15 protein-coding genes are annotated in these 13,782 nt (G+C 39.0%); 14 read left to right on the top strand and 1 reads right to left on the bottom strand.

Going from position 1 to position 13,782, the window contains the following annotated elements; all coding sequences use genetic code 11:
* Positions 1-3 precede the first annotated feature (3 nt).
* Positions 4-540, bottom strand: a complete 537-nt coding sequence (locus NHE85_RS07270) for a hypothetical protein (RefSeq protein WP_252811137.1) — start codon at positions 538-540, stop codon at positions 4-6.
* A 116-nt stretch (positions 541-656) separates the two neighbouring features.
* Between NHE85_RS07270 and NHE85_RS07265 the strand changes: the two genes are divergently transcribed.
* From NHE85_RS07265 to nuoK, 14 genes are all read left to right on the top strand, one after another.
* Complete coding sequence (locus NHE85_RS07265) at positions 657-3,452, top strand: 2-oxoglutarate dehydrogenase E1 component (RefSeq protein ID WP_252811134.1); 2,796 nt, start codon at positions 657-659, stop codon at positions 3,450-3,452.
* Between the two features lie 56 nt (positions 3,453-3,508).
* Complete coding sequence (gene odhB / locus NHE85_RS07260) at positions 3,509-4,747, top strand: 2-oxoglutarate dehydrogenase complex dihydrolipoyllysine-residue succinyltransferase (RefSeq protein WP_252811132.1); 1,239 nt, start codon at positions 3,509-3,511, stop codon at positions 4,745-4,747.
* Between the two features lie 259 nt (positions 4,748-5,006).
* Positions 5,007-5,201, top strand: coding sequence for a cold-shock protein (locus NHE85_RS07255; protein ID WP_252811130.1), 195 nt, complete (start codon positions 5,007-5,009; stop codon positions 5,199-5,201).
* 295 nt (positions 5,202-5,496) lie between these two features.
* Positions 5,497-5,862, top strand: coding sequence for an NADH-quinone oxidoreductase subunit A (locus NHE85_RS07250; RefSeq protein WP_252811128.1), 366 nt, complete (start codon positions 5,497-5,499; stop codon positions 5,860-5,862).
* Positions 5,863-5,921: 59 nt separating this feature from the next.
* Positions 5,922-6,473, top strand: a complete 552-nt coding sequence (locus NHE85_RS07245; RefSeq protein ID WP_252811126.1) for an NADH-quinone oxidoreductase subunit B — start codon at positions 5,922-5,924, stop codon at positions 6,471-6,473.
* A 7-nt stretch (positions 6,474-6,480) separates the two neighbouring features.
* On the top strand, positions 6,481-7,002 hold the full coding sequence (locus NHE85_RS07240; protein ID WP_252811124.1) for an NADH-quinone oxidoreductase subunit C: 522 nt from the start codon (positions 6,481-6,483) through the stop codon (positions 7,000-7,002).
* A 30-nt stretch (positions 7,003-7,032) separates the two neighbouring features.
* Positions 7,033-8,268 carry an NADH-quinone oxidoreductase subunit D gene (locus NHE85_RS07235; RefSeq protein ID WP_252811122.1) on the top strand — a complete coding sequence of 412 codons (1,236 nt, stop codon included), beginning with the start codon at positions 7,033-7,035 and terminating at the stop codon, positions 8,266-8,268.
* Positions 8,269-8,273: 5 nt separating this feature from the next.
* The gene (nuoE, locus tag NHE85_RS07230; RefSeq protein ID WP_252811120.1) at positions 8,274-8,798 is read left to right on the top strand and encodes an NAD(P)H-dependent oxidoreductase subunit E; all 525 of its coding nucleotides are present in this window, start codon (positions 8,274-8,276) and stop codon (positions 8,796-8,798) included.
* Positions 8,799-8,823: 25 nt separating this feature from the next.
* A complete protein-coding gene (gene nuoF, locus NHE85_RS07225) occupies positions 8,824-10,191 on the top strand; it encodes an NADH-quinone oxidoreductase subunit NuoF (RefSeq protein WP_252811118.1) in 1,368 nt (455 codons plus the stop codon).
* An 87-nt stretch (positions 10,192-10,278) separates the two neighbouring features.
* A complete protein-coding gene (locus NHE85_RS07220; protein WP_252811116.1) occupies positions 10,279-11,322 on the top strand; it encodes a 2Fe-2S iron-sulfur cluster-binding protein in 1,044 nt (347 codons plus the stop codon).
* Between the two features lie 2 nt (positions 11,323-11,324).
* Positions 11,325-12,365, top strand: coding sequence for an NADH-quinone oxidoreductase subunit NuoH (gene nuoH / locus NHE85_RS07215; protein WP_252811114.1), 1,041 nt, complete (start codon positions 11,325-11,327; stop codon positions 12,363-12,365).
* Positions 12,366-12,404: 39 nt separating this feature from the next.
* On the top strand, positions 12,405-12,950 hold the full coding sequence (gene nuoI, locus NHE85_RS07210) for an NADH-quinone oxidoreductase subunit NuoI (RefSeq protein ID WP_252811112.1): 546 nt from the start codon (positions 12,405-12,407) through the stop codon (positions 12,948-12,950).
* A gap of 1 nt (position 12,951) precedes the next feature.
* Positions 12,952-13,455, top strand: coding sequence for an NADH-quinone oxidoreductase subunit J (locus NHE85_RS07205; protein WP_252811111.1), 504 nt, complete (start codon positions 12,952-12,954; stop codon positions 13,453-13,455).
* A gap of 1 nt (position 13,456) precedes the next feature.
* On the top strand, positions 13,457-13,777 hold the full coding sequence (gene nuoK / locus NHE85_RS07200) for an NADH-quinone oxidoreductase subunit NuoK (protein WP_252811109.1): 321 nt from the start codon (positions 13,457-13,459) through the stop codon (positions 13,775-13,777).
* Positions 13,778-13,782: the final 5 nt, after the last annotated feature.

Genomic DNA, 13,782 nt, shown 5'->3' with positions numbered 1-13,782 from the left:
GTCTTAAAAATAAGCCCTTATAAACGGCATCCAGGCTTCACTATAAACCATGTCATTATCGTTAAACAGTACATTATAACGTATGCCTATAGTAACATTATTCATACTATAGCCCGCACCTAAAAATAAACCCGTGTTCCAAAAGTCCCTGCTGTATGCCTTTTCCGTTCCATAAGGATCGTTATCTACATCCAGATTTACCCTTAATTGCTCAACTTCTGCCGAAAGCTGTACTTCAGGTATCGGATTAAACAATGCTATAGCATTGGGGCCATACATCATAGAAGAATACCAGTTTTTTTGGTCAACATAACTAAACTGCACTCCGGCGCCCAAAGCAACATAGTTGTTAAACTGATAAATAGCCTGCGGAGCTACGGCAATATTGGTATAACCACTACCAAAACCAAGCCCAAGCGCACCACCAAAACGTACCCTGCTCCAAAAATCACTATCCTGTGCATTGGCTAACGAAAAAACCATTAAAAAAGATGCAACAAAAGCCCGTTTTATTAAAAAACTGAAGATGCCTGATTTCATGTTGAATAATAGTAAATAGTTATAAATATAAATGTATAAAAAACGCTGAAAGATTATTACATTTATTGTACTTTTGCATAAAATTTTTTAAAAACATAGGTCATAAAGACATAAGTATGGACAGGTTTTCCTTTTTAAACGCAGCACATACTGCTTTTTTTGCAGATTTATACGATCAATATATAGAGAATCCGGACAGTGTAGAACCAAGCTGGAGAAGTTTTTTCCAGGGGTTTGACTTTGGCGCCAGTTCTGAATATGGTGCAGGATTCGAAACTCTTGATGTGCCAAGGCAGGCAGCTACAACAGCAAGCCAGCCCGTATCAGACTACTCGGGCCTTCCCGAAAAACTTCAAAAAGAATTTAAGGTTCTTAACCTTATTGAAGGTTACCGAACACGCGGCCACCTTTTTACTAAAACAAATCCGGTAAGAGACAGAAGAATATTTACACCTTCGTTAGCTCTTGACAATTTCGGGCTTTCTGATGCCGATCTTTCAACCGTTTTTGACGCAGGTAAAGAAGTTGGACTTCAAAATGCTACACTTTCCCAGATAATAGATCATTTAAGACATGTATATTGCCAGCATATCGGTATTGAATATATGTATATCCGTGATCCGGAAGTAAGAAAATGGATCCAGAACAGACTGTCTGCTAATAACAATGAGCCGCAGTTTTCCCCTGAACAGAAAAAGAATATCCTTGGCAAACTAAATGAAGCCGTTTCATTTGAAAACTTTCTTCATACAAAATATGTAGGCCAGAAACGTTTCTCACTTGAAGGAGGAGAAACACTTATACCTGCACTTGATGCGCTTATTGAAGCTGCTGCAGATAAAGGAGTTGAGCAATTTGTAATGGGAATGGCGCACAGAGGCCGCCTAAACGTACTTGCTAATGTTTTTGGAAAATCAACTTCAGATATTTTCAGCGAGTTTGACGGTAAAGATTATGATGACGACTCACTGTTTGATGGCGACGTAAAATACCACCTTGGCCTTACGGCTGATAAAAAAACAAGGAACGGTAAACAAATAAACATTAACCTTGCGCCAAATCCTTCGCACCTTGAAACTGTAGGTGCAGTTATAGAAGGTATAGCAAGAGCTAAACAGGACAGGCATTATGCCGACGATTTCTCAAAAGTACTTCCTATTGCACTTCACGGCGATGCCGCAGTTGCAGGTCAGGGTATTGTATATGAAATTGTTCAGATGGCGAAACTTGACGGTTACAAAACCGGAGGCACAATACATCTTGTAGTAAATAATCAGGTTGGTTTTACTACAAACTACCTAGATGCCCGTTCATCTACCTATTGTACTGATATTGCCAAAGTAACACTTTCTCCTGTACTTCACGTAAATGCTGATGATGCAGAAGCTGTAGTACATGCTATGCTGTTTGCACTTGACTATAGAATGGAATTTGGCAGTGATGTATTTATCGACCTTTTAGGATACAGGAAATACGGACACAATGAAGGTGACGAACCAAGCTTTACACAGCCTAAGCTGTATAAAATAATTGCTAAGCACAGAAATCCGCGCGATATTTATGCAGATAAATTAATTGCTGACGGAATTATAGACGATAAATATGTAGGTACGCTTGAAGCTGAGTATAAAGCCATACTTGAGGAAAATCTTGAGGCTTCAAGAAAAAAAGAGCTTACAATCATTACCCCGTTCATGCAAAATGAATGGGAAGGCTTTAAACAGGCCGACGAACAGGAAATGCTGCAAAAAGTAAACACAGCATTCTCTAAAGAAATACTTACTGATATAGCAAAAGTTATCACTGAACTTCCGTCAGACAAGAAATTTATAAGAAAAATCCAAAAGCTTATAAACGACAGGAAGTCAATGTTTTTTGAAACCGATAAGCTGGATTGGGCTATGGCTGAATTGCTTGCTTACGGTTCATTACTTACCGAAGGTTATGATGTACGTATGTCAGGACAGGATGTAGAAAGAGGTACTTTCTCTCACCGCCATGCTGTAGTTAAAGTAGAAGACTCTGAAGAAGAAGTGGTTTTACTGAACAACCTGAAAGATCAAAAAGGCAAATTCCATATTTATAACTCATTACTTTCAGAATATGGCGTTGTAGGTTTTGATTATGGCTATGCCCTTGCGAGCCCAAAAACACTAACAATATGGGAAGCACAGTTTGGAGATTTCTCTAACGGTGCCCAAATAATGATAGACCAGTACATTTCTGCAGCCGAAGACAAATGGAACAATCAAAACGGACTTGTAATGCTATTGCCTCACGGTTATGAAGGCCAGGGTGCAGAACACTCTTCTGCACGTATGGAGCGTTACCTGCAGCTTTGTGCAAACCACAATATGTATGTTGCAGACTGTACAACTCCGGCTAACTTCTTCCATCTTTTAAGAAGGCAGATGAAAACAACTTTCCGCAAGCCGCTTATCGTATTTACCCCTAAGAGTTTATTACGTCATCCACTTGTAGTTTCTACAGTAGATGAATTTGCAGAAGGCAGTTTCCGTGAAGTACTGGATGATCCTGCAGCAGATGCTAAGAAAGTAAAAACACTTGTATTCTGTACAGGTAAATTCTACTACGATCTTATTGCCGAAAGAGAAAATCTTAAACGCGACGATGTAGCATTTGTAAGAATAGAGCAATTATTCCCTTTACCTGTAGATCAGCTAAAAGAAATTATCGCTAAATACCCTAATGCCGATGATTATGTATGGGCACAGGAAGAGCCAAGAAATATGGGAGCATACAGCTATATGCTTATGAACTTTACCGAAGTGAAACTAAGGTTAGCCGCATTAAAGGCTTACAGCGCACCGGCAGCAGGTAGTTATACGCGTGCTAAAAAACGTCACGCAGCAGCTATTGCAATGGTTTTTGACAAGAATTTGTTTAATTAATTATCGTACTTTTGATTTTTCAAAAAAGATAGCAACACCAATAAAATTATACTGACATGATTTTAGAAATGAAAGTCCCTTCACCGGGGGAGTCTATTACAGAGGTTGAAATTGCAACCTGGTTGGTAAAAGACGGAGATTATGTAGAAAAAGACCAGGCAATTGCCGAAGTTGATTCAGATAAAGCAACCCTTGAGCTTCCTGCTGAAGCTAGCGGTGTTATTACACTTAAAGCAGAAGAAGGCGATGCTGTTCAGGTAGGCCAGGTAGTTTGCCTTATAGATACAGGCGCTGCCAAACCAGACGGTGCTGCTGCTCCTGCTAAAGAGGAGAAAAAAGAAGAAGCTCCTAAAACAGAAGAACCTAAGAAAGAAGAGCCAAAAGCGGCTCCTGCTCCTGAGAAAACATATGCTACAGGCACTCCGTCTCCGGCAGCAAGAAAAATATTAGACGAGAAAAATATTGATGCTTCAGATGTATCAGGTACAGGCAAAGGCGGCAGGATCACTAAAGATGATGCTGTAAATGCCAACGCAAAACCTTCTATGGGTACGCCTACAGGCGGCAACCGTGGATCTGAGCGTACAAAACTTTCTATGCTTCGCAGAAAAGTAGCAGAACGTTTAGTATCAGCTAAAAACGAAACAGCCATGCTTACTACATTTAATGAAGTAAACATGACACCTATAAACAATGTAAGAAATGAATTCAAGGATGCATTCAAAGCAAAACACGGTGGTGTGAGCCTTGGGTATATGTCATTCTTTACTAAAGCAGTAGTAAGAGCATTACAGCTATATCCTGATGTTAACTCTATGATGGATGGCGACTATAAGCAATCTTTTGATTTTGTAGATGTTTCTATTGCAGTATCAGGTCCTAAAGGCCTTATGGTTCCTGTGGTAAGAAATGCCGAAGCACTTACTTTCCGTGGTATTGAGGCAGAAATTAAGCGCCTTGCACTTCGTGCTCGTGACGGACAAATAACTGTAGATGATATGACCGGTGGTACGTTTACAATTACCAATGGTGGTGTATTCGGTAGTATGTTATCTACACCTATCATCAACCCTCCGCAATCCGGTATTCTTGGCATGCACAATATTATAGAACGCCCTATTGCCGTAAACGGGAAAGTTGAAATTCATCCAATGATGTATGTGGCTCTTTCTTACGACCACAGAATTATTGACGGACGTGAATCTGTAGGTTTCCTTGTAGCAGTTAAAGAAGGATTAGAAAATCCTGTAGAACTGCTTATGGATAATAATCCTAAAAAAGCGCTTGAACTATAGTTCAGTTTACTATATAATTATAAAAGCAGAGCCCCACAATTGTGGGGCTCTGCTTTTATAATTAAGAGTGTAATATTTTCAGTTATACAAAGGGGAAAAGTTACATTTCAGTTTTATTTAAAATAAAAATCATTTTGTTAACAAAAGAGCATAACCTTCATGTAATCAATTATGTTTATGAATATTTTTAACGTTTAATTTTGTAATATCATAATAAAGTTTATCTTTGAAACATTATTAATTATTTTTTTATTACAGAATGCGAACAGGCAAAGTTAAATTTTTTATTGAATCCAAAGGTTATGGATTCATAACTGACGACGAAACAGGAAATGACATTTTCGTACATGCTACAGGTCTAAACGCAGAAAATCTGCGTGAAGGCGACAAAGTAAGTTATGTAGAAGAAGAAGGCAAAAAAGGTAAAGTAGCAGCTCAGGTAGCAGCTATATAATATATATACAATAAATATTATCGATTACCTCTTAACGGACAAACCGCTCTATTTTTAGAGCGGTTTTTTTATTTAATGGTGTTTAGTATCTGTTTTTATGCTTTTTTTTAAGAATTTATTAACGCATAAAAATTTATCATATTAATTATTCATACTCTTATAAACTTTATAAAATATCTTTTTATTTAGAACCAATAAAAATTAAGGTTTTATTCCTTTTCTCTCCAAAAAACGTTGAGTTTGTTCAGCTGTGACGTGTATATTTGTGAATTGTTTTATAAATTAAACACAAGATATGCATACAACTCAGGCAGATTATTTCCCAATTTTAATGCAAACGCTTCTTGCAGTAGGATTTGTAGCCGGTACAATATTCGTATCAGGCAAATTGGGGCCTAAAAGGCATTCGGTAAATAAAGACAAAAACTTTGAATGCGGTATAGAATCAGTAGGGAATGCCCGTATACCATTTTCGGTAAAATATTTCCTTGTAGCTATTCTATTCGTATTATTTGATGTTGAGGTAATATTCATGTATCCGTGGGCGGTAAACTTCCGTGCAATGGGAACTGAAGGACTTATAAAAATGGGAATCTTTATGCTTCTTCTAATCGTAGGTTTTTTCTATGTAATGAAGAAAAAAGGTTTAGAGTGGGAATAAATGAAGGAGGCAGGTATGATTTTTGAGATTAAATACCTGATAATCAAAATTAAATTACAATGAGCAATTCATCAGATATAAAAATAGTTGACGCTCCCGAAGGATATTCAGGAGAAGGCTTTTTTGCAACAAAACTGGATACAGTTGTAGGTATGGCACGAGCGAACTCGCTTTGGCCTTTACCTTTTGCTACTTCATGCTGCGGTATTGAATTCATGGCTACTATGGCCTCACATTATGATGTGGCACGATTTGGATCAGAACGTATGAGCTTTTCACCCCGTCAGGCAGATATGCTTTTGGTAATGGGAACCATTGCTAAAAAAATGGCGCCAATTTTACGCCAGGTATATGAGCAGATGAGCGAGCCACGCTGGGTTATTGCAGTAGGAGCCTGTGCTTCATCAGGAGGTATTTTTGACACCTATTCAGTTTTACAGGGTATAGATAAAGTTATACCTGTAGATGTTTACGTACCGGGATGCCCTCCAAGACCGGAACAGATACTGGATGGCATTATGAAGCTTCAGGACATTGTAAGAACAGAATCTGTACGCAGAAGAAGCTCGGAAGAATACAAAGAACTATTAGCTTCTTATAATATTTCATAAGTTAAAAATGGCTTTAGAAACAACAGTAATACAAAATAAGCTAACCGATACATTCGGCGAAAAAGTTAGCGGTTTTATCCAGCAACACGATATCTTCTCTTTTGAAGTAGCTCCCTACGCTATGTCTGAGGTAATGGGGTACCTTAAGAATGACCCAGTACTTCGTTTTAACTTCCTTACAGATGTTTGCGGCGTTCATTATCCTGATTCTGAAAAAGACAGGCAGTTTGCCGTAGTATACCATATGCACAACTGGTACGATAATGTGAGGATTCGCTTTAAATGTTTTCTTAACGGAGATAATCCGGAAATAGCTACTGCTACAGACCATTTTTTAAGTGCTAACTGGCAGGAACGCGAAACTTATGATTTTTACGGAATTATATTTAAAGGGCATCCTCAATTAAAGAGAATTCTTAATATGGATGAGATGGTATCTTTCCCAATGCGAAAAGAGTTTCCTCTGGAAGACGGCGGAAGAACTGATAAAGATGACCGTTTCTTTGGGCGTACACCCGATAATTGTTAATAATGAACAAGGAATAAATTTCTATATAAAATGTCAGACTTGTTATTACCACCGGAGCATCGTTATGCCAAGATGATCGAAAAGAAGCAGAATGAAGATGGCAGCGAGCTTTCAATACTAAACCTTGGGCCAACACACCCTGCTACCCATGGTATTTTTCAGAATATCCTGCTTATGGATGGTGAAAGAATACTTGATGGTGAAGGTACTGTAGGATACATACATCGCGCTTTTGAAAAAATAGCCGAAAACAGGCCTTTTTATCAGGTTACACCGCTTACAGACAGGATGAATTACTGCTCCGCCCCTATTAATAATATGGGATGGTGGATGACATTAGAAAAAGCGCTGGATATAGAAGTACCAAAAAGAGTGCAGTACCTTAGGGTAATAGTTATGGAACTGGCGCGTATTGCAGACCATATTATATGCAACTCGGTATTGGGTGTAGATACGGGAGCGCTTACAGGTTTCCTTTATGTATTTCAGTACAGGGAAAAAATATATGAGATATACGAAGAAATTTGCGGTGCACGCCTTACCACTAATATGGGAAGGATTGGCGGTTTTGAAAGAGACTGGAGCCCTGAAGCCTTTAAAAAATTAAATACTTTCCTTGAGGAGTTCCCTCCTATCTGGACAGAATTTGAAAACCTTCTTACACGTAACAGGATTTTTATGGACCGTACTATAGACGTAGGTCCTATTTCTGCAGAAAAAGCAATGAGCTATGGTTTTACAGGCCCTAACCTTCGTGCAGCAGGTATAGACTATGATGTACGCGTTATGCAGCCATACAGTTCTTACGAAGATTTTGAATTTAATATTCCTGTTGGGAAATCAGGTGATACTTATGACAGGTTCTGTGTGCGTAATGCAGAAGTTTGGGAAAGTTTAAGCATCATTAAGCAGGCACTTGCCAAACTGCCGGAAGGCCCTTTCCATGCAGATGTTCCTGATTATTACCTTCCTCCAAAAGAAGATGTTTACCACAACATGGAAGCGCTTATATATCATTTTAAAATTGTAATGGGCGAAGTGCCGGTACCGAAAACCGAAGTGTATCATGCGGTAGAAGGCGGTAACGGAGAGCTTGGCTTTTACCTTATAACTGACGGAAGCCGTACTGCTTACAGGCTGCACTTCCGCAGGCCATGTTTTATTTACTACCAGGCCTTTAACGATATGGTAAGAGGACAAATGCTGTCTGATGCCATTGCAACATTATCAAGCCTCAACGTTATTGCAGGCGAATTAGACGCTTAAGATTTATGGAAATTTCACACGCTAAACAGGTTATAAATATAGATGCTAAGCTTACAGAGCGCATTAATGAGCTGATAAGCCACTATCCTGAAGATAAAAGAAAGTCGGCTTTGCTGCCTGTGCTTCACGAGGTACAGGATGCTCATGACAACTGGCTGAGCATAGAACTACAGGACAAGGTTGCTGAGATATTAAACATTAAGCCAATTGAGGTATATGAGGTAGTATCGTTTTACACGATGTTTAACCAAAAACCTATTGGTAAATATATGTTTGAGTTTTGCAGGACTTCATGCTGTGCTATTCGCGGTGCCGAAAACCTTATGGATTATACCTGTGAAAAACTGGGGATTAAAGAAGGTGAAACTACACCTGATGGTATGTTTACCGTTGTTGGTGTTGAATGCCTGGGCGCGTGCGGTTATGCACCAATGCTGCAGTTAGGCGATTATTACAGGGAAAACCTGACGAAAGAAAAAGTAGACGCTCTTATTGATGAGTGCCGAAACGGGCAGGTTAATTTACACTAATTAGAGACCATTATACCAAGTAACAATGGCTATGAAAATATTATTAGAACACGCAAACGTACCGGGAATAAAAACCTATGAAGTGTACCGCCAGAATGGTGGTTACCGCTCTGTAGAAAAAGCGCTGAAAAGCATGACCCCGGATGAAATTGTGGAAGAGGTTAAAACTTCAGGACTTAGAGGCCGTGGAGGGGCAGGTTTCCCTACGGGTATGAAATGGAGTTTTATTGATAAAAAATCAGGTAAGCCAAGACATTTGGTTTGCAATGCAGATGAGTCTGAGCCGGGAACGTTTAAAGACCGCTACCTTATGGAGTACATTCCTCACCTTTTGATAGAGGGAATGATCACTTCCAGTTTTGCGCTTGGCTGTAATTTGTCATATATCTACATTCGTGGCGAGTATATGTGGGTTTTCCGCATATTGGAGAATGCAATTAAAGAAGCCTACGCTGCCGGATGGTTAGGTAAAAACATACTTGGTACAGGTTACGATCTTGATCTTCATGTGCACTGCGGTGCAGGTGCATATATTTGTGGTGAGGAAACTGCACTTATTGAGTCGCTTGAAGGAAAAAGGGGTAATCCAAGGATTAAACCTCCATTCCCTGCTGTAAGCGGACTTTGGGCTAATCCTACAGTGGTTAATAATGTAGAATCTATTGCTGCTGTGCCATGGATTGTAAATAACACAGGTGCTGAATACGCTAAAATAGGTATTGGAAGATCTACAGGAACAAAATTAATATCTGCATCAGGACATATTAAAAATCCGGGTGTATATGAAATAGAATTAGGCCTTAGTGTTGATGAGTTTATGAACTCAGATGAATACTTAGGCGGTATGATGGATGACAGGCCTTTAAAAGCTTTGGTTCCGGGAGGTTCTTCGGTGCCAATTCTTCCTGCTCATCTTATTTACAAAAATGCTGAAGGCGGCGATAGATTAATGAGCTATGAATCACTTTCTGAAGGTGGTTTTGCTACAGGGTCTATGCTGGGATCAGGTGGCTTTATTGTGTATAATGATACAACATGCATCGTTAGAAACACTTGGAACTTTTCCCGTTTTTATCACCATGAAAGCTGTGGACAATGTTCCCCTTGCCGCGAAGGTACAGGATGGATGGAAAAAGTACTTCACCGTATAGAAAACGGCCATGGCCGCGAAGAAGACATTGAACTGCTTTGGGATATTCAGCGTAAAATTGAAGGAAATACAATCTGTCCTCTTGGTGATGCGGCAGCATGGCCGGTGGCAGCAGCTATACGCCATTTCAGGGACGAGTTTGAATACCATGTTCGTTTTCCTGAAAAAGTAAAAAACAGAGATCACTTTGTTGCCGAGCCTTTTGAAAAGGTGAAGCATTTAGTGGCCAAACAAGTAGTGTAAGGAGTTATAAAGTTTAAAGCCGAAAGTCAACAGTTGAAAAAACATTTGTATTCAAAATTCAACTTATAACTTTCAAACAATAGTATAATGAAAGTAACAATAGACGGACAGGAGATACACGTAGAACCGGGGACCACCATCCTGCAGGCTGCGCGAATGATAGGCGGTGAATCAGTACCGCCGGCAATGTGCTACTATTCTAAACTTAAAGGAAGCGGTGGTAAATGCCGTTGCTGCCTTGTAGAGGTTTCTAAAGGTAGTGAAGCCGATCCGAGGCCAATGCCAAAACTAATGGCATCGTGCGTTACGGGTGTTATGGATGGTATGGAAGTAAAAAGCATCACTTCGGAAAGAGTTGTGGATGCCCGTAAATCGGTTACAGAATTTCTTTTAATAAACCACCCGCTGGATTGCCCTGTATGTGACCAGGCCGGTGAGTGTGACTTACAAAATCTTAGCTTTAAGAATGGTTCTGCTAAAACACGTTTTATTGAAGACAAACGTACTTTTGAACCGGAAAATATTGGTGACAAGATTCAGCTTCACATGAACCGCTGTATCCTTTGCTACCGTTGTGTTATGACTGCAGACCAGCTTACTGATAACCGTGTACACGGTGTGGTAAACAGAGGTGACCATTCACAAATCTCTACCTGCATATCTAAAGCTATAGATAATGAGTTCTCAGGAAATATGATCGATGTATGTCCTGTAGGTGCTCTTACCGATAAAACTTTCCGTTTCAAACAAAGAGTATGGTTTAACAAACCTTACAATGCACATAGAGATTGTGACAAATGCTGCGGTAAAACCACACTTTGGATGTTTGGCAACGAAATACAAAGGGTTACTGCACGTAAAGACGAATACCACGAAGTGGAGGAATTTATTTGCAATGAATGCCGCTTCGACCATAAAGACCCTAAAGACTGGGTTATTGAAGGACCAAGGAAATTTGAAAAAGACTCTGTTATCAATCAGAATAACTATACAAGAAAACTTGATACTGTTACCATTGAAACTGAAAAACAGATATTACTGGGTCGTGAGCAGGACAGGAAAAAAATCAGTATGCCTGCTATTCCATTAAAGAAAGAAGAAATAGAGGTATTTAAAGACGGTAATATATAGCTATGGATCAGGCAATAATAATAGAAAAAGGTATTTTTATCGTGGTAATCTTTGCTATTACCATGCTTTTTGCCATGTATGAAACACTGGCCGAACGTAAAATTGCAGCCTGGCTTCAGGATCGTATAGGTCCTAACCGTGCGGGTAAAGGCGGTATTCTTCAGCCATTGGCAGATGGATTAAAACTTTTCTCTAAAGAAGAGTTTTTTCCTAACACCCCAAACAAATTTCTTTTCATTGCAGGGCCTGCTATTTCTATGAGTACTGCACTTATGACGAGTGCCGTAATACCATGGGGAGATAAACTGCATATTTTTGGCCGTGATGTTATTCTTCAGGCAACTGATATTGATGTTGCTATGCTTTACATCTTCGGTGTATTATCTGTAGGTGTATATGGCATCATGATTGGGGGATGGGCTTCTAATAACAAATTCTCGCTGATGAGTGCCATGCGTGCTTCATCGCAAATGATATCTTATGAGGTTGCAATGGGTCTTGCCCTTATTGCCCTCATTATGATGACAGAATCATTAAGCTTACGCGAAATGGCTGCCGGACAGCATGGAATGAACTGGAATGTATTTTATCAGCCGGTGGGTTTCCTTATTTTCCTGGTATGTTCTTTTGCAGAGACGAATCGTACACCGTTTGACCTTGCAGAATGTGAAGCAGAACTTATAGGTGGTTACCACACTGAATATTCATCAATGAAAATGGGCTTTTACCTGTTTGCAGAATATGCAAGTATGTTTATATCATCTACAATTTTAGCAGTGCTTTATTTTGGTGCATATAACTATCCGGGCATGGACTGGATGGCAGAAAATGCAGGTGCAAATGTGGCAAATGTAATAGGTATATTTGTCCTGTTTATTAAAATATGTGCCTTTATATTCTTCTATATGTGGGTGCGCTGGACAATACCAAGATTCCGTTACGACCAGCTAATGAAACTGGGATGGAAAATGCTGATCCCTCTTGCAATAGCAAATATTATAATTACGGGTATAGTAATACTGCTAAGTGACGGAACACTATAATTTTAAGTAAGAACGCCTAAGAGGCAAAACGAATAGAAAATGTCAATAGAAACCATATCATTATCGGGAAGGAAAAAGGAGGTATCTAATAAAAAGATGACCTTTTTGGAAAGCCTTTACCTTGTAGCGATCTTTAAAGGGTTGTTTATTACGATCCGACATTTATTTACAAGGAAAGTAACCATTAAATATCCTGAGCAGACAAGGGAGCTTAGCCCGGTTTACAGAGGACAGCATATGCTTATGCGCGATGAAGAAGGACGTGAGCGCTGTACTGCCTGCGGACTTTGTGCTTTATCCTGCCCTGCTGAAGCTATTACTATGAAAGCTGATGAAAGAAAACCTGATGAAATGCATTTATACAGGGAAGAAAAATATGCTTCTATTTATGAAATAAACATGCTTCGCTGTATTTTTTGCGGATTATGTGAAGAGGCTTGTCCTAAACAGGCTATTTACCTTACTAAATCAAGAGTTATGGTAAAATCAAACACTAACAGGGAAGACTTTATTTTTGGTAAAGACAAACTTGTTATGCCTCTTGATATTGCTATTAACAACACTAAACCACAAATGGCGAACTAAGATGCTTACAACTTTCTATATTCTATCGGCCATTACATTAGCTACTGCGTTTTTGACTATTTTGAGCAAAAACCCTATTCATAGTGCTATTTACCTGGTATTATGTTTTTTCTCTATTGCCGGCCATTATTTAATGTTTAATGCCCAGTTTCTGGCAATAGTACATATTATCGTTTATTCGGGAGCTATTATGATATTAATGCTCTTTACGATAATGCTCATGAACCTCAACAAGGAAGATGAAAAAAATAAATCTATGCTTACCCGTGTGGCAGCAGCAGTATCTTTCTGCCTTGTAGCATTTGTACTTTTAGCAACATTTATTAAAGCTCAGCCTGCATTTTTGGAATATAAAAATTCAGGGCAGGACTACCAGTCTATCAAAGTATTGGGACAGGTATTGCTTAATGAATATATGGTTCCGTTTGAATTTGCATCGGTACTGCTTTTAGTATCTATGATAGGTGCTGTATTGTTATCTAAAAAAGAACACATTAACAACTAATATGGAAAATATATTACAACAAATAGGTATTGAGAACTACATCTATCTTTCTACATTATTGTTTTGTGTGGGTGTATTTGGAGTTCTTTACAGAAGAAACGCCATTGTAATGTTCATGTCTATAGAAATAATGCTAAATGCAGTTAACCTGCTTTTAGTGGCTTTTTCAACATATCATCAGGATGCACAGGGACAGGTATTCGTATTCTTTTCTATGGCGGTTGCAGCAGCAGAAGTTGCAGTAGGGCTTGCCATACTGGTAGCGGTTTACAGAAACCTGAACAATATTGATATAGATAATTTAAAAAATTTAAAAGGATAGCGCCT

The organism is Flavobacterium sp. NRK1 (assembly GCF_024054175.1).
Classification (GTDB): Bacteria; Bacteroidota; Bacteroidia; order Flavobacteriales; family Flavobacteriaceae; genus Flavobacterium.
Note: the sequence above shows the minus strand (reverse complement) of the source record. Positions and strands in the feature narration are given on the sequence as shown.

Bases quoted from the DNA above. Each gene is read 5' to 3' on its own strand.
- nuoI (WP_252811112.1), top strand. From the start codon at position 12,405: ATGTCAATAGAAACCATATCATTATCGGGAAGGAAAAAGGAGGTATCT.
- NHE85_RS07255 (WP_252811130.1), top strand. From the start codon at position 5,007: ATGCGAACAGGCAAAGTTAAATTTTTTATTGAATCCAAAGGTTATGGA.
- NHE85_RS07250 (WP_252811128.1), top strand. From the start codon at position 5,497: ATGCATACAACTCAGGCAGATTATTTCCCAATTTTAATGCAAACGCTT.
- NHE85_RS07265 (WP_252811134.1), top strand. From the start codon at position 657: ATGGACAGGTTTTCCTTTTTAAACGCAGCACATACTGCTTTTTTTGCA.
- NHE85_RS07235 (WP_252811122.1), top strand. From the start codon at position 7,033: ATGTCAGACTTGTTATTACCACCGGAGCATCGTTATGCCAAGATGATC.
- nuoE (WP_252811120.1), top strand. From the start codon at position 8,274: ATGGAAATTTCACACGCTAAACAGGTTATAAATATAGATGCTAAGCTT.
- NHE85_RS07270 (WP_252811137.1), bottom strand. From the start codon at position 540: ATGAAATCAGGCATCTTCAGTTTTTTAATAAAACGGGCTTTTGTTGCA.
- NHE85_RS07205 (WP_252811111.1), top strand. From the start codon at position 12,952: ATGCTTACAACTTTCTATATTCTATCGGCCATTACATTAGCTACTGCG.
- nuoH (WP_252811114.1), top strand. From the start codon at position 11,325: ATGGATCAGGCAATAATAATAGAAAAAGGTATTTTTATCGTGGTAATC.
- NHE85_RS07245 (WP_252811126.1), top strand. From the start codon at position 5,922: ATGAGCAATTCATCAGATATAAAAATAGTTGACGCTCCCGAAGGATAT.
- NHE85_RS07240 (WP_252811124.1), top strand. From the start codon at position 6,481: ATGGCTTTAGAAACAACAGTAATACAAAATAAGCTAACCGATACATTC.
- nuoF (WP_252811118.1), top strand. From the start codon at position 8,824: ATGGCTATGAAAATATTATTAGAACACGCAAACGTACCGGGAATAAAA.
- NHE85_RS07220 (WP_252811116.1), top strand. From the start codon at position 10,279: ATGAAAGTAACAATAGACGGACAGGAGATACACGTAGAACCGGGGACC.
- nuoK (WP_252811109.1), top strand. From the start codon at position 13,457: ATGGAAAATATATTACAACAAATAGGTATTGAGAACTACATCTATCTT.
- odhB (WP_252811132.1), top strand. From the start codon at position 3,509: ATGATTTTAGAAATGAAAGTCCCTTCACCGGGGGAGTCTATTACAGAG.